Annotated in this window: 19 protein-coding genes; 15 read left to right on the plus strand and 4 right to left on the minus strand. The window is 64.1% G+C overall.

Annotated features, from left to right (window positions below; all coding sequences use genetic code 11):
* Positions 1-59: 59 nt before the first annotated feature.
* Together cysE and CXZ10_RS02480 are read left to right on the plus strand one after the other, a co-directional pair.
* A complete protein-coding gene (gene cysE, locus CXZ10_RS02475; protein ID WP_101287365.1) occupies positions 60-896 on the plus strand; it encodes a serine O-acetyltransferase in 837 nt (278 codons plus the stop codon).
* A 145-nt stretch (positions 897-1,041) separates the two neighbouring features.
* Positions 1,042-1,254 carry a DUF3126 family protein gene (locus CXZ10_RS02480; RefSeq protein ID WP_101287366.1) on the plus strand — a complete coding sequence of 71 codons (213 nt, stop codon included), beginning with the start codon at positions 1,042-1,044 and terminating at the stop codon, positions 1,252-1,254.
* A gap of 146 nt (positions 1,255-1,400) precedes the next feature.
* Here the strand turns inward: CXZ10_RS02480 and CXZ10_RS02485 are convergent, their stop codons facing one another.
* Positions 1,401-2,153, minus strand: a complete 753-nt coding sequence (locus CXZ10_RS02485; protein ID WP_143741458.1) for a hypothetical protein — start codon at positions 2,151-2,153, stop codon at positions 1,401-1,403.
* A gap of 186 nt (positions 2,154-2,339) precedes the next feature.
* Between CXZ10_RS02485 and CXZ10_RS02490 the strand changes: the two genes are divergently transcribed.
* The 3 genes from CXZ10_RS02490 (at position 2,340) to CXZ10_RS02500 (ending at position 5,334) form a co-directional block, all read left to right on the plus strand.
* Positions 2,340-2,669 (plus strand): DUF6949 family protein, encoded by a 330-nt coding sequence (locus CXZ10_RS02490; protein WP_101287368.1) that lies wholly within the window; start codon positions 2,340-2,342, stop codon positions 2,667-2,669.
* 178 nt (positions 2,670-2,847) lie between these two features.
* On the plus strand, positions 2,848-4,896 hold the full coding sequence (locus tag CXZ10_RS02495; protein ID WP_101287369.1) for a putative bifunctional diguanylate cyclase/phosphodiesterase: 2,049 nt from the start codon (positions 2,848-2,850) through the stop codon (positions 4,894-4,896).
* Between the two features lie 87 nt (positions 4,897-4,983).
* Positions 4,984-5,334, plus strand: a complete 351-nt coding sequence (locus CXZ10_RS02500) for a gamma-butyrobetaine hydroxylase family protein (protein WP_101287370.1) — start codon at positions 4,984-4,986, stop codon at positions 5,332-5,334.
* 71 nt (positions 5,335-5,405) lie between these two features.
* Here the strand turns inward: CXZ10_RS02500 and CXZ10_RS02505 are convergent, their stop codons facing one another.
* Positions 5,406-6,008: a L,D-transpeptidase gene (locus tag CXZ10_RS02505; RefSeq protein WP_210199824.1), complete on the minus strand. Its 603-nt coding sequence runs from the start codon at positions 6,006-6,008 to the stop codon at positions 5,406-5,408.
* Positions 6,009-6,241: 233 nt separating this feature from the next.
* Entirely contained in the window at positions 6,242-8,173 is a 1,932-nt protein-coding gene (locus tag CXZ10_RS02510; protein WP_101287371.1) for a potassium transporter Kup, read from the minus strand.
* A 318-nt stretch (positions 8,174-8,491) separates the two neighbouring features.
* On the opposite strand from CXZ10_RS02510, the gene crcB reads away from it, so the two are divergent.
* The 4 genes from crcB (at position 8,492) to CXZ10_RS02530 (ending at position 12,370) form a co-directional block, all read left to right on the plus strand.
* Positions 8,492-8,875 carry a fluoride efflux transporter CrcB gene (gene crcB / locus CXZ10_RS02515; RefSeq protein WP_101287372.1) on the plus strand — a complete coding sequence of 128 codons (384 nt, stop codon included), beginning with the start codon at positions 8,492-8,494 and terminating at the stop codon, positions 8,873-8,875.
* Complete coding sequence (locus tag CXZ10_RS02520; protein ID WP_244617088.1) at positions 8,872-9,933, plus strand: RluA family pseudouridine synthase; 1,062 nt, start codon at positions 8,872-8,874, stop codon at positions 9,931-9,933. The genes crcB and CXZ10_RS02520 overlap by 4 nt, the downstream gene beginning before the upstream one ends.
* 103 nt (positions 9,934-10,036) lie before the next feature.
* Positions 10,037-11,476 (plus strand): GGDEF domain-containing protein, encoded by a 1,440-nt coding sequence (locus tag CXZ10_RS02525; protein WP_101287373.1) that lies wholly within the window; start codon positions 10,037-10,039, stop codon positions 11,474-11,476.
* 453 nt (positions 11,477-11,929) lie between these two features.
* Complete coding sequence (locus tag CXZ10_RS02530) at positions 11,930-12,370, plus strand: hypothetical protein (protein WP_101287374.1); 441 nt, start codon at positions 11,930-11,932, stop codon at positions 12,368-12,370.
* Positions 12,371-12,457: 87 nt separating this feature from the next.
* Here the strand turns inward: CXZ10_RS02530 and CXZ10_RS02535 are convergent, their stop codons facing one another.
* Positions 12,458-13,114: an alpha/beta hydrolase gene (locus tag CXZ10_RS02535; protein WP_101287375.1), complete on the minus strand. Its 657-nt coding sequence runs from the start codon at positions 13,112-13,114 to the stop codon at positions 12,458-12,460.
* A gap of 296 nt (positions 13,115-13,410) precedes the next feature.
* On the opposite strand from CXZ10_RS02535, the gene CXZ10_RS02540 reads away from it, so the two are divergent.
* The 6 genes from CXZ10_RS02540 to CXZ10_RS02565 all read left to right on the plus strand — a co-directional run bounded on the left by CXZ10_RS02540 (position 13,411) and on the right by CXZ10_RS02565 (position 19,995).
* The gene (locus CXZ10_RS02540; RefSeq protein ID WP_101287376.1) at positions 13,411-14,586 is read left to right on the plus strand and encodes a cysteine desulfurase family protein; all 1,176 of its coding nucleotides are present in this window, start codon (positions 13,411-13,413) and stop codon (positions 14,584-14,586) included.
* Positions 14,587-14,668: 82 nt separating this feature from the next.
* Complete coding sequence (sufB, locus tag CXZ10_RS02545) at positions 14,669-16,144, plus strand: Fe-S cluster assembly protein SufB (protein WP_101287377.1); 1,476 nt, start codon at positions 14,669-14,671, stop codon at positions 16,142-16,144.
* A gap of 100 nt (positions 16,145-16,244) precedes the next feature.
* Positions 16,245-16,997: a Fe-S cluster assembly ATPase SufC gene (gene sufC / locus CXZ10_RS02550; RefSeq protein ID WP_101287378.1), complete on the plus strand. Its 753-nt coding sequence runs from the start codon at positions 16,245-16,247 to the stop codon at positions 16,995-16,997.
* 11 nt (positions 16,998-17,008) lie between these two features.
* Positions 17,009-18,331: a Fe-S cluster assembly protein SufD gene (sufD, locus tag CXZ10_RS02555; protein ID WP_244617087.1), complete on the plus strand. Its 1,323-nt coding sequence runs from the start codon at positions 17,009-17,011 to the stop codon at positions 18,329-18,331.
* Between the two features lie 45 nt (positions 18,332-18,376).
* Complete coding sequence (locus CXZ10_RS02560; RefSeq protein ID WP_101287380.1) at positions 18,377-19,612, plus strand: cysteine desulfurase; 1,236 nt, start codon at positions 18,377-18,379, stop codon at positions 19,610-19,612.
* Positions 19,613-19,617: 5 nt separating this feature from the next.
* Positions 19,618-19,995, plus strand: coding sequence for an SUF system Fe-S cluster assembly protein (locus tag CXZ10_RS02565; protein WP_101288326.1), 378 nt, complete (start codon positions 19,618-19,620; stop codon positions 19,993-19,995).
* Positions 19,996-20,062: the final 67 nt, after the last annotated feature.

The raw sequence follows: 20,062 nt of genomic DNA on the forward strand, positions 1-20,062 counted from the left end.
CCGTCCGACTATCATGGCCCACATTCGCTGATGCGCGGTTATCCGCGTTTTGCCCAAGGATGTCGTCGTTGCCCCTCAGCCCCCAATCCGTGAGCCGCCCGCTCGACGCCATTGATCCGGTGTGGGCCCGCGTGCGGCGAGAAGCCGCAGCCGTCGTCGAGAACGAGCCGGCGCTGGGTGGCTTCATGCATCTGACGGTGCTCGACCATGTCAGGCTGGAGGACGCCGTCATCCAGCGCGTCGCCGATCGGCTCGGCAACACCACCGTTCTCTCGGCAATGATCGCCCAGGCCTTCCGCGAGGCGGTGGCCGACGATGATGGCATCGCCGCCGCCTTCCGGTCGGACATCGTGGCCTTCGAGGATCGCGACCCGGCCTGCGACCGCTTCATCGAGCCGCTGCTCTACTTCAAGGGGTACCATGCCATCGAGGCGCATCGGCTAGCCCACTGGCTTTGGAACCATGGCCGGCGCGACCTGGCGCTCTATCTGCAAAGCCGGTCGTCGGAAGTGTTTCAGGTCGACATCAATCCCGGCGCGCGGCTCGGGCGCGGCCTGTTCTTCGATCACGCCACCGGTATCGTCATCGGCGAAACGGCGGTGGTGGAAGACGACGTATCGCTGTTGCAGAACGTCACCCTCGGCGGCACCGGCAAGGAGACCGGCGATCGCCATCCCAAGATCCGCCATGGCGTGATGATCGGAGCCGGCTCGAAGATCCTCGGCAACATCGAGGTAGGCTGCTGCTCGCGCGTCGCGGCCGGTTCCGTGGTGCTGAAGCCGGTGCCACGTGGCACGACCGTGGCCGGCGTGCCGGCGCGGGTAATCGGCGAAGCCGGCTGCAGCGACCCGTCCCATTCCATGGAACAGCGTTTGCCGGAGGGCGGCGAAGGCTGAGAAAGAGCGGGGGACCATGCAACCGGCCCGCCGTTCACGGGTTTCCTTGCCAGTCCGTCCGTGCCAGAACACGCCGACGCCGGCGACTCGTTGCCGCCGGTTCACTCCATCGCGAGCGACCGCCGGCCCATATTGGAGAACCACGTTGACCAAAGACGAAATCGCCCGCATCGAGAAATTCCTGCGCAAGACGCTGCAGTCGCCGACGATCAGCGTGCGGGTGCGGCCGCGCAAGACGGACTCGGCCGAGGTCTACGTCGGCGAGGAGTTCATCGGCGTGGTCTATGAGGACGACGAGGACGACGAGAAGTCGTTCAATTTCCAGATGGCCATCCTTGCCGAGGATATCGCCGGCTGAGCTGGCGACGCACCGACGCAGACTCCATGGAGCGTTTCGTGTTCGTTGAGGACGCGGGACGCTCTGTGCTTTTGGGCTAACGGCGCAGCGTCGTCCGGCGCGGCTGGTAGCCGTCCGAACCGGATTGCACGCACTCGGCTGGCGTATTACGCCGTGACACCGAAGGACAGGAGCAGGACGCGCACGCCGCTCTTGATGCCGGCCCAGTCGGCGAGCAGGCCCTTGCGGAAGCGGATCTGCACCGACAGGTCGTTGCCGGCGTGGGTCTCGGTCAGGCAGGAGGCGGGATACTCGCTGTCGTCAGGCGCCGTGCAGTGCGTGGTGAACGGATTGGTCGACCCTGCCTCGAAGAATACCTCTTCGCCGCTCAGGCCGGATTCCTCGGACATGCTGTGGCCGACGAGGCCGCTCGGTGCCGGAATGGTCCCTTCGGCAAAGAAATGCTGGTAGACGTTGATCAGTCGGCCGACGCTGTCGGTTGGCGTGTCGCGCGTGCGGATGGTCAGGTAGACGATCGGCGCGTTGGCGCCGAGGTCGAGGAAGTCCTTGCGGAAGGCGCGCGTGTAGCCTGCCATCTCCGGAAAATGCACGGCAAGGTCGATGCGGTCGTGCGGACCGACGTTCCTCTGGTCGGGGAATCGGAACATGTTGGCCGGGATCACCAGCCGCTGCTGACCGATGAACAGTGCCACCGGGGCCGGGTCGGTCGAGCGGCCGTCGCGACTGTCGAAGTTGTCCGACAGGCCGATCAGGATGTTCACCAGCATGACGCCGCCAGCCAGCAGGAAAGAGGTCAGGATGGCGCGCAGGAACCAGGCCGTCGCGCTGGTGCGGCGGCGCGCCGGGCGCCGGGCGGGACGCAGCAGGCTTTCGTCCTGATATGCCGCGTAGTGGGTCACGACCGCCTCCCGAATTGAGACACGTATCCGGACCGCCGTGATCGGCCATCCGAAGACATCGCCGAACTCCGCCCGTTCCGTCACTTGGCCCGGTCCACGCCGCCGCGGTCCGTACCTTGCGATATTGCAGGCAGGTCTATGCTTATTGTTTCATTTCGGATCAGGGTTAAGGCGGGGTTAACAGCGATGGATATGGAGATTCTCGTCACCTGTTTTTCGATTGCGCTGGGGTTTGTGCTGGCAGGCCTGCTGTCGTCGCTCTACCAGCTCGTGACGTCCAAACCGGCCCGTTTCGAGATGCAGGCCGAGACCATTCTGCTCGGCATCGCGCAGACTTTCCTGATCATGTTCGCCGGCCCGGCCATCCTGATGCGCAATGCCATTCGTGGCCGGCGGATCGAGCACCGCAACCTCGGCTGGCTTGTGGCTTCGACGGCCATCGCTGGCGCCTGGAGCCTTTGCTCGGGCGTCATGCTGCTGCCATTCTTCATCGTTGTCGCCCAGTCGATCGGCTGAAAGTCGCCCGCTTCACTTCGGATAACACCCTCCGTCGAAAGTCCTAGCAAAGAAAGACTTCTGAAACGGTTCGCTCCTAAGCTCGTTGTTCGTGCTTGTGGGCGGAGCGTGCGGACATGTCGCGGTTCGGCTGGGAGAAGGCGAGAAAGGATGACAAGCGCCGCCGAGAGGTGGCAGCATGAACCTTCTTGCGTTCCTGCGTTTCCGAAGGGCTGACCTCTTGCGACAGGCAGCGAACCTGCTGCCGATCATCTTCACCGCCATACTCTTGGTCTTCGCCGAAAATTCCGCCCTGGAAGCCTATCGCACCTTCCAGCGCATCGAAGCGTCCAACGCCAGCGAGGCCATCCGGGCCGGTCGTGACATTGGCGACCAGGCCAAGCTCGTGGAAATGTCGCGCCGGAAGCTCGGCAATCGGCTGATCCTCGGCTTTACCACGGACGATGCCGCCGACATCCGATCGGCCCTTGGGCGTCTGCTGTCCACCATCGAAGCCGCAAGGCCATCCTTCATCATGCCCGGCGACGCGGCGCTGATTTCCCAGATCGACAGCATCGCCGAGCTGGCATCCGGTCTGAGCGTCGCCTTTGCGAACGTCGGACCGGACGATACGGCCATCCTCAACGCCCTCGACGGCGACCTCCGGCGCCTTTCGGAAAAGTTCCGCCTGCTTCAGGAGAACATGACGGAGCAGGGCTCCCGCTACATCGCCTTGCAGGGTGAGACGCTGACGGCGAGCTATTCGGCCATGCTGAAGCTGTCGATCGCGCTGGTTGGCGCCATCGTGTCGATGCTGGCGCTTCTCGTGCTGAACCGCCGCGCCACCTGGCAGGCCAATTATCGCGCCGACCACGACGTCACCACGGGCGTGCTCAACCGGCGGGCCTTCGAGCGCTGGATCGAGGGCATTCATTTCGATCCGCAGGCCACCAAGGCGGTCATGGTCTTTGATCTCGACAACTTCAAGGAGATCAATGACGAACTGGGGCACATGGCCGGCGACCACGTGCTCAAGGTCTTCGTCCGCAATCTGGTCGCCTCCTTCGGCCAGGACGCGCTCGTGGTGCGCTGGGGAGGCGACGAGTTTGTCGTCGTGGTGTCCACCGACGGGTTTGTCGAGGCAGGCGCGGTAACGCTGCTGCGTGCCTCGTTTCAGCGATTGCAATCGATCGTGCGCTTCGGCGACACCGATATAGATATCCGCTGCTCGGGCGGTGCCGCTGTCTGGCCGTCCGACAGCCGCGACTTCCACGAAGTGCTGCAGCTCGCCGATCTTGCCCTCTACAAGGCGAAGTCGCGCGGCAAGTCGCGTCTTCAGTTCTACGACACCGACATCCTCAACGAACGCCATAAGGTGCTGGCGCTGCGCGAGCGCCTGCGGGCGGCGTTGCGCGATGGCGAACTCAGTCTCCATTGGCAGCCGCAGGTCGACGTGGAGCGCGGCTATGTTCCGTCGGCCGAGGCGTTGATCCGCTGGGTCGACCGGGAGACCGGGCGTCTCGTTCCCCCGAGTGAGTTCATTCCGGCCGCCGAAGCGTCCGATCTGATCATCGAGATCGATAACTTCGTCATCGAGGAGGCGGTGAGCACGGCCGCCAGATGGGCGACGATCTGGCAGTATCCGCCGATCGTCGCCGTCAATGTTTCCGCGGTGCACTTCCAGCGGCGCGAGTTCGTCGGGCAGGTGCGCGACATCCTGCGCCGCCACAACGTCAGTCCCGACCGGCTCGAACTCGAAATCACCGAAGGCGTCATTCTCGGCAACAACATCGAGGTGACCCGCAACCTGAAGGGTCTCGAAGCCCTCGGCGTGCACATCGCGCTCGACGACTTCGGCACGGGCTATTCCAATATCGCCTATCTGTCGCAACTCAAGCCCGACAGGCTGAAGATCGACCAGACCTTCATCGCCACCCTGGCCGGCAACTGCCAGATGGAATCTCTGGTGTCGGCGATCATCGGCATCGGCAAGGCGATCGATTGCGAAGTGGTGGCCGAGGGTGTCGAGACGGCCGATCAGCTCGACCTCGTGCAGCGCCTAGGATGCTGTCTGGTACAAGGCTATTACTTCGCCAAGCCGATGCCCAACGAGGAGTTCCAAGCCTGGCGCGACGCCAACTACCCGGACGCCGTCGCCTCGGTGAAACATCTCCGCCGGCTCGGTGACCGGCTGGCGAGCATCATCGGCGACGAGACCGGACGGCGACGCAGCCACGAAGCGACATGACGCCACCTGCGTCAACGGACTTGGCCGCATCGCGTGGCGGCGTTATGTAGGCACGATCCAATCACCCCGATCCGATCGGAGCGCGCCATGGCCGTCTGGCCCACCGAAATCCGCCTTTCTGCCGACAAGCGTTCGCTGGCGGTCGCTTTCGAGGACGGCAAGTCCTTTTCCATTCCTGCCGAGCTCCTGAGAGTGAACTCGCCTTCGGCCGAGGTTCAGGGGCATGCCCCGAGCCAGCGCGTCACCGTCGCCGGCAAGAGCGGCGTCAGGATCACCGCCGTCGAGCCGGTGGGGTCCTATGCCGTCCGTCTGGTGTTCGATGACGGCCACGACAGCGGCCTTTATACCTGGACCATCCTCTACGAGACCGGCCGGGATCAGGAGGCGCTGTTCTCCGCCTATACCGCCGAACTCGCGGCGAAGGGGCTCTCGCGCTGATCGGGAGACTAGACGTGAAAAACGCCGCCGCGGCTGGCCGCGACGGCGCTGTGTTTCATGTCGCTGGTCGATCAGCGGACGACGACGACCTTGGTGCCGACGCCGACGCGCTCATAGAGATCGGCGACATCGTCATTGGTCATGCGGATGCAGCCCGACGAAACGGCCTGACCGATGGTCCAGGGCTCGGCGGTGCCGTGGATGCGGTAGATGGTCGAGCCGATGTACATGGCGCGGGCGCCGAGCGGATTGTCGGGGCCACCGGGCATGAAGTAGGGCAGCTTCGGCTGGCGCTTGCGCATGGCAGGCGGCGGCGTCCAGCCCGGCCACTCGGCCTTGCGGGTGATGTGATGCGTGCCCTGCCAGGTGAAGCCCGGCCGTCCCACGCCGATGCCGTACTTCATCGCCTTGCCGTCGCCGAACACGTAGTAGAGCCGGCGCTCGGTGGTGTTGACGATGATCGTGCCCTGGCCGTAGGGGCCGGTATAATCGATCAGCTCTTTCTTGATCGGGCTTTCCATCGACCGCGCCGAAGGTTTGCGGACGATCGTCTGGAAGCCGCCGGTGGCGGGGTCCCAGAAGCGAACGGTTTCCTCTTCGGCACGGGCGGCGCCCGTGTGGAGCGACGCGGCCATGGTGGCAACCGCCGCAAGGAGAAGCATCTTTCTCATCATGAAAGAACCGGAATCCGATAGTTTGAGAGGAGGGCGCAACAAAACTGAGGTTCGACTCGAAACCGCGCCGAACCGGAAACTGACGGAAAGACGATGCAGAGTGCGTCGCAGACCTTCAAGCGCTTATACGCGGAATTCCGGCCTGGGTTCCGCCTTCCGGCCGCTTTGTTGCCACAATGCAACGGTCGCGCTCCGGTTTTCCCAACCGGCCGCTGCACCTTGCCGCAACAGCGTCACACCGTGAGTTGCTGGCCTAGCTCGACCACACGATTGGAGGGCAGACGGTAGAAGTCGGTGGCGTTGGCCGACATGCGGGTCAGCGAGATGAACAGGCGGTTCTGCCACACCGGCATCGGCGACTGCGGGCTCGGCTTGAACGAGCGCCGGTTCAGGAAGAAGGAGGTCGCCATGATGTCGAACTTGATGCCCTGCTTGCGGCACTGGGCGAGCGCGCGCGGCACGTTCGGCGTCTCCATATAGCCGAAGGTCAGCTCGACAAGGATGAAATCTTCCGACAGCGGCTCGATCTTCACGCGCTGGTCGTCGGGGAAGCGCGGCGTCGTCACCACGTGCACGGTCATGATGATGTTCTTGGCGTGCAGGACGTTGTTGTGCTTGAGATTGTGCAAGAGCGCGCTCGGCGCGATCTCGGGGTCGGAGGTCAGGAACACGGCGGTGCCGCCAACCCGCACCGGGTGCGACTTGCCGAGCATCTTGATGAGATCGGTGAGCGGGATGTTCTCGCGGTGCGACTTCTCATAGACCAGCTCGCTGCCGCGCACCCAGGTCCACATGCAACTGGCAACGCAGACGGCCAGCGTCAGCGGCAGATAGCCGCCGTCGAACACCTTCAGGAGGTTGGCCGACAGGAAGATGATCTCCATCGACAGGAAGGGCGCGACGATAGCCACGGCCACCCAGATCGACCATTTCCAAACCTTCCAGACCACGATGAAGGCCAACATGGACGACATCACCATCTCGCCGGTGACCGAGATGCCATAGGCCGAGGCCAGCGCGCTCGACGAACGGAAGAAGATGACCAACGCCAGGATGCCGATCAGCAGCACCCAGTTGATGCGTGGCAGATAGATCTGCCCGGCCTGCGTCTCGGACGTGTGGCGGCTTTCGATGCGAGGAATGAGGCCGAGCTGCACCGCCTGCTGGGTCAGCGAGAAAGCGCCGGTGATGACGGCCTGGCTGGCGATGATTGTGGCGATGGTAGCAAGAAGGATGAACGGAAGCAGGATCGGCGCCGGCACCATCAGGAAGAACGGGTTTTCCAGTGCCTGAGGGTTGGACAGCACCAGCGCGCCCTGACCCAGGTAGTTGAGGGTCAACGCGGGGAACACCAGCACCAGCCAGGCAAGCTGGATCGGCCGGCGGCCGAAATGGCCCATGTCGGCGTAGAGCGCTTCGGCGCCGGTGACGGCAAGGAAGACCGAGCCGATGACAACCAGCGCCAGAAAGCCATGCTCGATGACGAAGGCGACCGCCGAGGTCGGCAGCAGCGCATAGAGGATGGAAGGATCGTCGCTGACATGCATCAGGCCAAGGGCGCCGAGGCAGAGGAACCAGAGAGCAGTGATCGGCCCGAACCAGGCGGCGACCCGGCCGGTGCCGAAGCTCTGGATGGCGAACAGTGCGATGAGGATGACGATGGTCAGAGGCACGACATAGTGCGAGAAGCCCGGCGCCACGACCTTGAGGCCCTCGACCGCCGACAGGACGGAAATGGCCGGTGTGATGACGGCGTCGCCGAAGAACATCGAGGCGCCGAGAATGCCGATTATCAGTGCGAATCCGCCGCGCTTGCCGAGCGCGCCGCGCACCAGGGCCACCAGCGACAGCGTGCCGCCTTCGCCCTTGTTGTCGGCATACATCAGAAACAGGACGTATTTCAGCGTCACCACCAGCGTCAGCGACCAGATGAGCAACGATACGACGCCTGTCACTTCCGAGCGGGTCAGGCCATCCGTGGCGGTGTGGTGCAACGCTTCGCGGAAGGCGTAGAGAGGACTGGTGCCGATGTCGCCATAGACGACGCCGACCGAACCGACGGCGAGACCGACCACGGACCCCTTGGCATGGGACTCTCCATGGACGTTGGTGTCCGCGATCGAGGGGGCGGTTGCGTGGGGATCTTTTGCTTTGGCGTCGTTCATGTAGAACCGTCACAGGGATCGGACGTCGGTGACGTCGGCTCGATCCGGCGGCGAGGAAATACCGGAATACACGCAAATCCGCAAGCACACCCACCGGGCAGGGTGCCCGTGATCCGGGCAGTTTCGTCCGAGTTGTCGAGGTCTTCGTCCCGCAGTTCCCCGGAAATCGGCCATGGACTCGCCGCCGGCCCGCGCTCCATCAACGCCACTCGGCGATTGCGGTTCCAATTTGACGGGTGATGCTCTAGAAAGCGCGGAACCGCTGCCGACCGTCATTGCAGACGTCGATCCGGCGTCCTTCCGCCCGAGTTCTAGTCCATGTCACTTGTCTCCGTGCTTCTCGTCGCCATGGGCGGTGCCTTAGGCTCGGTCTGCCGCTATCTGGTGGGCATCGGTGCCGGTCGGCTTCTGGGGCCGGACTTTCCGTTCGGCACGATGATCGTCAACATCGTCGGCTCCTTCGTTATGGGAGTGTTCATCGAGCTACTGGCCCTGAAATTCGATGGGTCGGAGTCCCTGCGGCTCTTTGTCGCGGTGGGCATTCTCGGCGGCTTCACCACACTTTCCTCCTTCTCGCTCGACACCATCGTGCTGTTCGAGCGTGGCGCGATTTCCGCCGCCGCCGTCTATGTCGGCGGGTCGATCGTGCTGTCGTTGGCCGCGCTGGTCGCCGGTCTCCATTTCGTGAGGGCCTTCGCATGACCCATGGAACGCCTGGCGGGCCGCGCGTCGAGATGATCGTCGTGGCAAAGGACGAGGCCGGCATGCGCCTCGACCGCTGGTTCAAGGACCATTTCCCCGGCCTCGGCTTCGGCCATTTGCAAAAGCTGATCCGTTCGGGCCAGGTGCGTGTCGACGGCGGCCGCTGCAAGACCGACCAGCGTCTCGCCGTGGGCCAGACGGTGCGGGTGCCGCCGCTGCAATATGGCGACGCCGCGCAGAGCGGCGCGTCCTTCTACGACGGCGAGAGCGGTGCGCCGATGGCCCGGCCGAAACAGGTGGCCTCGGCCAACGAGGCCGACTATCTGCGATCGCTGCTGCTCTATGAGGACGAGCACGTCTTCGTCTTCAACAAGCCGGCGGGCCTTGCCGTGCAGGGCGGGTCGGGCATGACGCGCCACATCGACGGCATGCTGGAGGCGCTGCGCGACCGCAAGGGCGTCAAGCCGCGCCTCGTCCATCGCCTCGACCGCGAGACGTCGGGCTGTCTTCTGGTCGCCCGCTCGCGCCTCGCGGCGGCAACGCTGGCCCGCACCTTCCAGACCCGGTCGGCGCGTAAGATCTACTGGGCGCTGGTGTTCGGCCAACCCAAGCCGGCACAGGGCAAGATCTCCAGTTATCTGAAGCGCGTGCCGGGACCGGATGGCGACATGATGACCATTGCCAAGCACGGCGAACCCGACGCCCAGCATGCCGTCACCTATTACTCGATCGTCGAGCATTCGGCGGGCCGCCTGTCGTGGCTGACCATGAAGCCGACAACGGGCCGGACGCATCAGCTGCGCGTTCACTGTCAGGCCATGGGGCATCCGATCATCGGCGACCCGCGCTATTTCGACATTGAGAACTGGCAGCTGCCGGGTGGCGTCCAGAACAGGCTGCACCTTCTTGCCCGACGCCTCACCATTCCGCATCCGGCCGGCGGCGAGCCGATCGACGTCACTGCGCCGCTGCCGCCGCACATGCTGCAGTCCTGGAACCTCCTCGGCTTCGAGGTCAGCGACAAGGACGAGGAGAATCCGTCGTTCCCGGAGGACTGACCGGCGAGATTCATCGACCCATGGTAGAAGAGCATTGTAACGAATCGCAGGGTCTGCCCATGGGCAGGGGCGACGGCAGACTTTGGCCGTGCCGGGAGGAAGAATGATCGCCAAGCTGGACCGGATGCGCATGATCCCGCTGATCGGGGCCATCCTTGCCATCGGCTTCCTGATCACCAACACGGTCAGCTATTTCATCGCAGTCGATACCGTCAGGCAGTCGATCGTCGAGACCGAGCTGCCGCTGACCGGGTCCAACATCTACTCAGAGATCCAGACCGATCTGGTGCGGCCGATCCTGGTTTCCTCGTTGATGGCCAACGACACCTTCGTGCAGGACTGGCTGCATTCGGGCGAACTCGATCTCGGCGCGATCACCCGCTATCTCCAGCGCATCCAGCGCCAGTACAATACTTTCACCGCCTTCCTGGTGTCGCGGGATACCCAGGCCTATTACCATTTCCAGGCGCCGCCCCGGCATCTCAAGCGCGAGGATCCGGCCGACATCTGGTTCTTCCGCTCGATCGACGCGGCGGCTCCCTACGAGGTCAACGTCGATATCAACAAGCAGCAGAACGATGCGCTGACCGTCTTCATCAACTACCGGGTCGTCGACCACAGCGGCCGGATGATCGCGCTCGCCGGTGTCGGCCTCGACTTCCGGACGGTTCGCAACATCGTGTCGCGCTACCGCGACCAGTTCGACCGCAACATCTATTTCGTCAACGCGCGCGGCGATATCGTTGTGGCCACCGATGCCGATACACCGGTGGGCGCGTCCATCCGGACGTCGGAGGGACTCGATGGCGTCGCCGACAAGATTCTCCGCGAGGAAAGCGGGGAGTATTCGTTCAAGCGCAACGGACGGACCATCCTCCTGTCGCACCGGCTCATCCCCGACCTTGGCTGGCGCGTCATGGTCGAGCAGGACGAGGCGGTGGCGATGCGGCCGCTTTGGCTCGGCTTCCTGTTCAACCTCGCCGTCGGCTTCCTGGTCATCGGCGTATCGCTCGTACTCGTTTCCATGGCGTTCGGCGTCTACAAGAGGCGGGTTGGCGACGTGGCCTTCCGCGATACGCTGACCGGCCTCATCAACCGTTCCGGCTTCGAGGCCGAGTATGAGATGCGGCTATCTGCCCGCCGGGCGTCGCACGGGCCATTGAGCTTGGTCCTCGTCGACCTTGATGGCTTCGGCGCCTTCAACGATCGGTTCGGGCGCCCGGCGGGTGACGCCGCCCTCCGCAAGATCGGTCGGATCATCTCCGAGGTCGCCGGTGATGCTGGGGTGATCGCCCGTCTCGACGGCGACGATTTTGCCATCATCCGGGAGGGGGGCTCGGATGCCGCCGTCCGCTTCGCCGACAGCCTCGCCAAGGTCATCGACGCCGAAACCTACGGCGATGACGCGCTTGCCCAACTCACCGCAAGTCTCGGCGTGACCGCGCTGATGGCCGGCGAAGACCTCAGCTCGGCGATGGAGCGAGTGGACAGGGCGATGCGCAAGGCCAAGGCAGCCGGCGGCGATCGGGTCGTCCTCGCCTGATCATCAAAACAGTCTGTTTAGTGGTCGGCGAGACGATTTGTCGAACGCCTCCGCCGGCGTGCGCGCAGGCCCGTTCGCGCCCTGCGTCGGTTTCGGCTGGGTGGCCCGCGTGGCGTGTGGTGGTGAAGTTGATTCGATAAAAGGTTGAAATCGCTCTTTCTTTTTATGAACAGTCGAAAATTATCGGCTGGCCTGGGAACATATTCCGTTGCTGCGCGTTTATAGATTTGGCGACGAGGTAAAACCGGCAAGTAAATATTTCCTGACATTCTCCAGATGACGATTACTGCGACAAATAGCTGGATGTACGGGGAAGTGCGGATAATTAAAGTATGATTTAAAAAGATATTCCAGGGGCGCATAGCAATTTCGAGTTATGCGCCTTGATCTTCTTCACGTTAGTGTTATCTTTTTCCGGCAGTGTCGCGTCGAACATATTTGGGAGGATGTGTGATGAACGTCACCGAAGTGTCTTTCGTCGCAGCGGCTGCTGCGGCGGCTACCGGAAAGGCCTTGCCGGCCATCGGGCAGACCCCGGCCCGCTATGCCGGCCACGCCTTCGAAACGGGGGCCTATGCACCCGATCGGCCCGGCGTCTTCGTGCTCACCACCCAGCTGTCCGGCCGAGCCCATCCGATCTACGTGGGCGAAAGCGAATCCATGATCGTCGCGGTTTCGGCCATTCTGGCTGCCAATCCGGTCCTGAAGCGTCTGACCGCCGGTGTGTTCTGGAAGGCGTCGCCCTTCGCCCTTGATCGCAAGCACCTCGTCGAGGAGCTGATCGAAGAGTACCAGCCCCATTTCAACGCCCCCTCCGAGGAGGGGAAGCACGAGGCCTCGTCCGAGCGGGATGACTGGGTGCGCGACCCCATCGAGTTGATTGCCCGCTTCTGAGTTCGGCCTTGAGTTTGAAGAGGCAACGAAAAGGGCCTCGAACCGCGGCGGTTCGAGGCCCTTCGCTTTTTCCGAGCTATCGGGCGATCAGCCTTCGCTCGGCTGCGCGGCAAGGCGCATGTCGAGATAGCGGCCGCAATGATCGATCAGCTCGTCGATCTTCTGGTCGAAGAAGTGGTTGGCGCCCTCGATGATCTTATGGTCGATGACGATGCCCTTCTGAGCCTTCAGCTTGTCGACCAGCGCCTGCACGTCCTTCTGCGGCACCACCTTGTCGATGTCGCCATGGATGATCAGGCCCGACGACGGGCAGGGGGCGAGGAAGGAGAAGTCGTTGAGGTTGGCCGGCGGGGCGATCGAGATGAAGCCCTCGATCTCCGGGCGGCGCATCAGGAGCTGCATGCCGATCCAGGCGCCGAAATCGAAGCCGGCCACCCAGCAGAAGCGGGCTTCCGGATGGATCGACTGCACCCAATCGAGCGCCGAGGCGGCATCCGACAGTTCGCCCGAACCGTGATCGAACTGGCCCTGGCTGCGGCCGACGCCGCGGAAGTTGAAGCGCAATACGGCGAAGCCGCGCTCCTTGAACATGTAGAACAACCGGTAGGCCACCTGATTGTTCATGGTGCCGCCGAATTCCGGATGCGGATGCAGGATCATGGCGATCGGTGCGTTTCGCACCGCGGCCGGTTGGTAGCGGCCTTCGATGCGTCCGGCAGGGCCGTTGAAGATCACTTCGGGCATATCGTCCTCGATCTCGACCCTTCACCTCTGTCGTCGCCGTCACCGGCAGGACCCGTCATATTGACGCGGGAAGGGTCTGGTCCTAGATTTAGAATGACTCAAAACTGATGCAGGCAGCGCATCGTTTCGGCTTGTGCGTTTTGCACTGGACCGCCGGCCGGTCCGACGTCAAGAAAAATCGCATCGTCAAGGATCGCTGAGCGGTCTGAAGCCGGTCTGGCAGGTCAAAAGCAGATGGTATAGTGAACGCGCAAGTCGGCGGGCCGTTCCGACCGGCAATCGCGAATGGGGTAGGCATGGCGGAAGCGCGCCTCTATTTCGACTGGAACGCCGGCGCGCCGATGAAAGCGGTCGCGCGGGCGCGTTTCGTCGACCTGCTCGACCGGCCCGGCAACGGCTCCTCTGTGCATGCCGAAGGGCGGGCGGCGCGCGCCGTTCTCGAAGAGGCCCGCCGATCCGTGGCGCGGCTCTGCGGCACCGAGGCGAAGGGCGTCACTTTCTGTTCGGGTGGAACAGAGGCTGCCAACACGGTGTTGTCACCGGACTGGACACTGTTCGGCAAGCCCTACCGGCTCGATCGGCTGCTGGTGTCGGCGGTCGAGCATCCGGCCGTGGCGCGCGGCGGCCGCTTCCCAGCCGATCGGACGGAGTTCATTCCCGTCGACGCTGACGGCATCGTCGATCTCGGGTTTCTCGATCGCCGCCTTGCCGAACTCGCGACGGCCGGCGAGCGGGCGCTGGTCTCGGTGATGATGGCCAACAACGAGACCGGCGTCATCGAACCGGTGGCGGAGGTGGCCCGGATCGCCAGGGCCCATGGCGCGCTGGTACACTCCGACGCGGTACAGGCAGCCGGCAAACTGCCGATCGACATCGAGGCGCTGGGGCTCGACGTCTTGACCCTTTCCGCCCACAAGATCGGCGGTGGGCAGGGAACGGGCGCAATTGTGCGCGGCCGCAACGGCTTTGCCTTTCCGCCGCTCCTTGTCGGCGGCGGCCAGGAATCCTGGGCCAGGGCCGGCACAGAGAATGTCGCGGCCGTTGCCGCCTTCGGCGTAGCGGCGGATGCGGCGGTCGCCGATCTCAGTGCCATGGCGGAGGTCGCGGCGCGACGCGACCGCCTCTCGGCGACACTCCGCGACATCGCGCCGGACGCGGTGATCTTTGGCGAGCGTGTGCCGCGGCTGGCGAACACGCTATCCTTCGCGGCGCCGGGCGTCGCCGCGGAGACGGCGGTGATCGCCTTCGACCTTGCCGGCGTGGCGCTGTCGTCCGGTTCGGCCTGCTCGTCGGGCAAAGTGACGGCGAGCCCGGTGCTGACGGCGATGGGCGTCGATCCGGCGCTGGTGAAGGGCGGACTGCGCGTCTCGATTGGCGCGGAGACTTCCGACGAGGAGATCGCCGCTTTCGGTTTGCGGGCGCGCAACGTCTTCGCCGCTATGAAGAAACAACATGGGACAGCCGCAGCCTGAGTGACTACCGGCTGCGGGAAAAAGCGACTACATTGAGGACATATTTCCCACGGTCCTTGAAACCGCGTGGAAGGAGCGAGAGATGGCAGCAGTCAAGGAGACGGTCGATCAGGTTCTGTCGATCGACGTCGACAAGTACAAGTATGGCTTCGTCAGCGACATCGAGTCGGAGCTGGCGCCGAAGGGCCTCAATGAGGATATCGTCCGGTTCATTTCGGCCAAGAAGGACGAGCCGGAATGGCTGACCGAGTGGCGGCTTGAAGCCTTGCGCCGCTGGCAGACCATGGAAGAGCCGACCTGGGCGCGCGTCGAGTACCCGCCCATCGACTTCCAGGACCTTCACTATTACGCGGCTCCGAAGAAGACGGCTGGCCCGAAGAGCCTCGACGAGGTCGATCCGGCGCTGCTCGATACGTACAAGAAACTCGGCATTCCTTTGAAGGAGCAGGAAATCCTGGCCGGCGTCGAACGGGGCGAGCGGCCGGTTGCCGTCGATGCGGTGTTCGACAGCGTCTCGGTGGTCACCACCTTCAAGGCCGAGCTCGCCAAGCACGGCGTTATCTTCTGCCCGATCTCGGAAGCGGTGAAGACCCATCCGGAGCTGGTGAAGAAGTATCTCGGCTCGGTCGTTCCGGTGACCGACAACTTCTACGCCACGCTGAACTCGGCGGTGTTTTCCGATGGCTCCTTCGTCTACGTGCCGAAAGGCGTGCGCTGCCCGATGGAGCTCTCCACCTATTTCCGCATCAACGAGAAGAAGACCGGCCAGTTCGAGCGGACGCTGATCATCGCCGACGAGGGTGCCTACGTCTCCTATCTCGAGGGATGCACGGCGCCTTCCCGCGACGAGAACCAGCTGCATGCCGCCGTGGTCGAGCTGATCGCCCTCGACGACGCCGAGATCAAATATTCCACCGTCCAGAACTGGTATCCGGGCGACTCGGAAGGCAAGGGCGGCGTCTTCAACTTCGTGACGAAGCGCGGCGACTGCCGGGGCAAGAACTCGAAGATCTCCTGGACGCAGGTGGAAACCGGCTCGGCCATCACCTGGAAATATCCGAGCTGCATCCTGCGCGGCGACAACTCGCGCGGCGAGTTCTACTCGATCGCCATCTCCAACGGTCGCCAGCAGGTCGACAGCGGCACCAAGATGGTCCACCTCGGCAAGAACACCTCGTCGAAGATCATCTCCAAGGGCATTTCGGCCGGCCGGTCCAACAACACCTATCGCGGCCTGGTGTCGGTTGGTCGCAAGGCCTCCGGCGCCCGCAACTTCACCAACTGCGACAGCCTCCTGATCGGCAACAGGTGTGGCGCTCACACCGTGCCCTATATCGAGAGCAAGAATGCCTCGGCCATTGTCGAGCACGAAGCCACCACGTCGAAGATCTCGGACGACCAACTCTTCTATTGCCTGCAGCGCGGCCTGCCGGAAGAGGAAGCCATCGCCCTCATCGTCAACGGCTTCGTGAAAGACGTGCTGCAACAGCTGCCGATGGAGTTCATGGTGGAAACGCAGAAGCTGATCGGCATCAGCCTCGAAGGCAGCGTCGGCTAAGTTTGCTGGGCGCGCCGCGACACGCGCTCTTCTCTTCAAACCAACGACAATGAGCCTCCGCCACGGGCGTCGAGGCCAAACGGACGACAGGACAAGACCAATGCTTGAGATCAAGAACCTCCATGCCCGGATCGGCGACCGCGAGATCCTGAAGGGTCTCACCCTGACGGTGAAGCCGGGCGAGGTGCACGCCATCATGGGGCCGAATGGCGCCGGCAAGTCGACGCTCTCCTACATCCTCGCCGGCAAGGAGGACTATGAGGTCACCGAGGGCGAGGTGCTGCTGAACGGCGCATCAATCCTCGACCTTGAGCCTAACGAGCGCTCGGTGGCCGGCCTGTTCCTGGCCTTCCAGTATCCGATCGAGATCCCCGGCGTCGCCACCATGACCTTCCTGAAGGCGGCGCTCAACGCCCATCGCAAGGCCAAGGGCCAGGACGAGCTGACGACGCCGGAGTTCATGAAGCTGGTGAAGGGCGTCGCCGAGAAGCTCAACATCACCTCGGACATGCTGAAGCGGCCGGTCAATGTCGGCTTCTCCGGTGGCGAGAAGAAGCGCGCCGAGATCATGCAGATGGCGCTGCTGCAGCCGTCGATCTGCATTCTCGACGAGACCGATTCCGGCCTCGACATCGACGCGCTGAAGGTTGTGTCGGAGGGCGTCAATGCGCTGCGCGCGCCAGACCGCGCCTTCGTGGTGATCACCCATTACCAGCGCCTGCTCGATCACATCGTGCCGGATATCGTGCATGTGCTGTCCGACGGACGCATCGTCCGCACCGGCGGGCCGGAGTTGGCGCTCGATCTCGAGAAGAACGGTTACGCCGCCTACGTGGCCGACGCGGCCGCCTGAGGGGGATGACCATGGTTGCCACCCCCGTCCGCACGCCAGCTGAACAGGCGCTTGCCGCCCGCTACCCGGCCGAGAGGACGTCGCTGCCCGGAACGGCCGACGTCATCGCCATCCGTGATGCCGCCTTTGGCGGCGTCGAGAAGAGCGGCCTGCCGCACCGCCGCGTCGAAGACTGGAAATACACCGATCTTCGCGCCCGGCTGAAGACCTTCCCGCCCGCCGCCGGCCCCGGCGACGTGGCGCGCGTGCTGATCGCCGCGCCGGCCGTGGAGGGCGACAAGGCCCGCCGCCTTGTCATCGCCAACGGTCGTTACCGGCCCGAGCTGTCCGATCTTGAGGATCTTGAGCCCGGCCTCTCCATCTTCTCGCTGGCCACCGCGCTGGAAGCGGGTGACGCGACTGTGCTCGCGGCGCTGAAGCTTGACGACGCCGTCGCCTCGAACACGGCTGTGGCGCTCAATACCGCCTTCATGACCGACGGCCTCGTCATCGACGTGGCCGAGGGTGCCGAGGTTGGCCGACCGGTGGAACTGGTCCATATCGCCGAGGGCGAGCCTGCCGCATCGACGGCGGTGCGTCATCTGGTCACCGTCGGCAAGGCTGCCCGGCTGACGCTGATCGAGACGATCGAATCGCTCGATACCGTGGCCCATCATTCCAATGTGATGACTGTGCTCGAGGTAGGCGAGGGGGCGAAGGTCGACCATATCCGTCTGCAGCTCGAACCGGACGAGGCGGTCAGCCTGACCACGCTGGTGGCCAGGATCGGCCGTGAGGCGAATTTCGATACTTTCAACGCGGCGCTCGGCGCCGGTCTCGCCCGTGCGCAGATCTTCGCCGAGTTCGCCGGGCGCGATGCCCAGGCTGGCTTCCGCGGCATCACCATGCTCAGTGGCCGCCGCCACGCCGATACGACGCTGTCGCTGATCCACGGTGCCGAGAACTGCCAGAGCCGCGAGCTCTACAAGGCGGTGATCGACGACGAGGCGCGTTCGGTGTTCGCCGGCCGCATTGCTGTGCCGGCGCATGCCCAGAAGACCGACGCGCGCATGATGACGGCATCTCTGCTGCTTTCAGAGGAAGCCGAGGCCGACGCCAAGCCGGAGCTGGAAATTTTCGCTGACGACGTGCAGTGCGGCCATGGCGCTACCTGCGGCGCCATCGACGAGGATCTCCTGTTCTATCTCCTGTCGCGCGGCATTCCCAAGGTCGAGGCGGAGAGCATGCTGATCCTCGCCTTCCTCGGCGAGGCGATCGACGAGATCCAGAATCAGGCGGTGCATGACGCGCTCATCCACCGGGTCGAGGGTTGGCTGAAGGCCAGGGCGGCGTGAGCCGGCATCGCTGCCCGGCTTGCCGGGCGGCCAAGACAAGAGACGATGAAGATGTCCGTTCCGTCCTATGACGTCGAGACCGTGCGCGAGGATTTTCCGATCCTCGCCGAACAGGTCTATGGCAAGCCGCTGGTCTATCTCGACAACGGCGCTTCGGCGCAGAAGCCGCTCGCCGTGCTCGACCGCATGCGCCACGCCTATACCCACGAGTATGCCAACGTTCACCGTGGCCTGCATTACCTGTCGAATGCCGCCACCGAGGCCTATGAGGACGCCCGCGAGGCGGTGCGCGCCTTTCTGAATGCCCCGTCGGTGGACCAGGTGATCTTCACCCGTTCATCGACCGAGGCGATAAACCTCGTGGCAGCGAGCTATGGCGGCATGGTGCTGGGCGAGGGTGATGAGGTCATCCTCTCCATCCTGGAGCATCACTCCAACATCGTGCCGTGGAACTTCCACCGCGAGAAGAAGGGCGTCGTCATCAAGTGGGCGCCGGTTCGCGACGACGGCAGCTTCGACCTCGAGGCCTTCGAGGCGCTGTTCACGCCGCGCACAAAGATCGTCGCCATCACCCAGATGTCCAACGTCACCGGCACCATCGTGCCGATCAAGGACGTGACGCGCATCGCCCACGCCCATGGCGCAGTGGTGCTGGTCGATGGTAGCCAGGGCGCTGTGCATCTGCCTGTTGACGTGCAGGATCTCGACGCCGATTTCTATGTGCTGACCGGCCACAAGGTTTACGGCCCCACCGGCATCGGCGCTCTCTTTGGCAAGAAGCATCTCCTCGAAGCCATGCCGCCCTGGCAGGGTGGCGGCGAGATGATCGAGACGGTGACTACCGAGGGCGTGACCTACAATGCGCCGCCGCACCGCTTCGAGGCGGGTACGCCGCCCATCGTCCAGGCGATCGGCCTCGGCGCAGCCCTGCGCTACATGGAGAGCCTCGGCCGGGATGCCATCCTCGCCCATGAGACCGATCTGCGCGACTATGCCATGCAGCGGCTCGGCGAGATGAACTCCGTCCGCATCTACGGCACCACCAAGGAGAAGGGCGCCATCGTCGCCTTTTCGATGAACGGCGCGCATGCCCATGACGTCGCCACGGTCATCGACCGTTCCGGCGTCGCCGTCCGCGCCGGCACCCATTGCGCCATGCCGCTGCTCGCCCGTTTCGGCGTGACTTCGACCTGCCGCGCCTCCTTCGCCCTCTACAACACGCGCGCCGAAGTGGACGCGCTGGTCACGGCCCTCAGAAAGGCCGAGGCCCTGTTCGGATGACCGTCATGACCGACCAAGCCGATCCGTCCCCCAACCAACCCCAGACCGTCGCCGGCTCGGCCATCCCCCCGGCCGAGCTCGATCGCATCACCGACGACATCATCGCGGCACTGAAGACCGTCTACGACCCGGAAATCCCGGCCGACATCTATGAGCTCGGCCTCGTCTATCGGATTGACATCGACGACGACCGGCTTGTCACCATCGACATGACGCTGACCGCGCCGGGCTGCCCGGTGGCCGGCGAAATGCCGGGCTGGGTGGAAAATGCCGTCGGCGTCGTGCCCGGCGTCTATGGCGTCAAGGTCAACATGGTGTTCGATCCGCCCTGGACGCCCGACCGCATGAGCGAGGAAGCCCAGGTCGCCACCGACTGGTACTGACCTTCGGTTCTGTCTGCGTAGAAGGATGAACATACGGCCGCGGGAGCAATCCGGCGGCCGTTGTCGT

Source organism: Pleomorphomonas diazotrophica (genome assembly GCF_002844595.1).
Lineage (GTDB): Bacteria > Pseudomonadota > Alphaproteobacteria > Rhizobiales > Pleomorphomonadaceae > Pleomorphomonas > Pleomorphomonas diazotrophica.

Excerpts from the sequence above, each read along its gene's own strand:
- CXZ10_RS02540 (WP_101287376.1), top strand. The coding sequence starts at position 13,411 with ATGGCGGAAGCGCGCCTCTATTTCGACTGGAACGCCGGCGCGCCGATG.
- CXZ10_RS02520 (WP_244617088.1), top strand. The coding sequence starts at position 8,872 with ATGACCCATGGAACGCCTGGCGGGCCGCGCGTCGAGATGATCGTCGTG.
- CXZ10_RS02530 (WP_101287374.1), top strand. The coding sequence starts at position 11,930 with ATGAACGTCACCGAAGTGTCTTTCGTCGCAGCGGCTGCTGCGGCGGCT.
- CXZ10_RS02490 (WP_101287368.1), top strand. The coding sequence starts at position 2,340 with ATGGATATGGAGATTCTCGTCACCTGTTTTTCGATTGCGCTGGGGTTT.
- sufB (WP_101287377.1), top strand. The coding sequence starts at position 14,669 with ATGGCAGCAGTCAAGGAGACGGTCGATCAGGTTCTGTCGATCGACGTC.
- CXZ10_RS02495 (WP_101287369.1), top strand. The coding sequence starts at position 2,848 with ATGAACCTTCTTGCGTTCCTGCGTTTCCGAAGGGCTGACCTCTTGCGA.
- crcB (WP_101287372.1), top strand. The coding sequence starts at position 8,492 with ATGTCACTTGTCTCCGTGCTTCTCGTCGCCATGGGCGGTGCCTTAGGC.
- sufD (WP_244617087.1), top strand. The coding sequence starts at position 17,009 with ATGGTTGCCACCCCCGTCCGCACGCCAGCTGAACAGGCGCTTGCCGCC.
- cysE (WP_101287365.1), top strand. The coding sequence starts at position 60 with ATGTCGTCGTTGCCCCTCAGCCCCCAATCCGTGAGCCGCCCGCTCGAC.
- CXZ10_RS02500 (WP_101287370.1), top strand. The coding sequence starts at position 4,984 with ATGGCCGTCTGGCCCACCGAAATCCGCCTTTCTGCCGACAAGCGTTCG.
- CXZ10_RS02505 (WP_210199824.1), bottom strand. The coding sequence starts at position 6,008 with ATGATGAGAAAGATGCTTCTCCTTGCGGCGGTTGCCACCATGGCCGCG.
- CXZ10_RS02535 (WP_101287375.1), bottom strand. The coding sequence starts at position 13,114 with ATGCCCGAAGTGATCTTCAACGGCCCTGCCGGACGCATCGAAGGCCGC.
- CXZ10_RS02510 (WP_101287371.1), bottom strand. The coding sequence starts at position 8,173 with ATGAACGACGCCAAAGCAAAAGATCCCCACGCAACCGCCCCCTCGATC.
- CXZ10_RS02525 (WP_101287373.1), top strand. The coding sequence starts at position 10,037 with ATGATCGCCAAGCTGGACCGGATGCGCATGATCCCGCTGATCGGGGCC.
- CXZ10_RS02560 (WP_101287380.1), top strand. The coding sequence starts at position 18,377 with ATGAAGATGTCCGTTCCGTCCTATGACGTCGAGACCGTGCGCGAGGAT.
- sufC (WP_101287378.1), top strand. The coding sequence starts at position 16,245 with ATGCTTGAGATCAAGAACCTCCATGCCCGGATCGGCGACCGCGAGATC.
- CXZ10_RS02565 (WP_101288326.1), top strand. The coding sequence starts at position 19,618 with ATGACCGACCAAGCCGATCCGTCCCCCAACCAACCCCAGACCGTCGCC.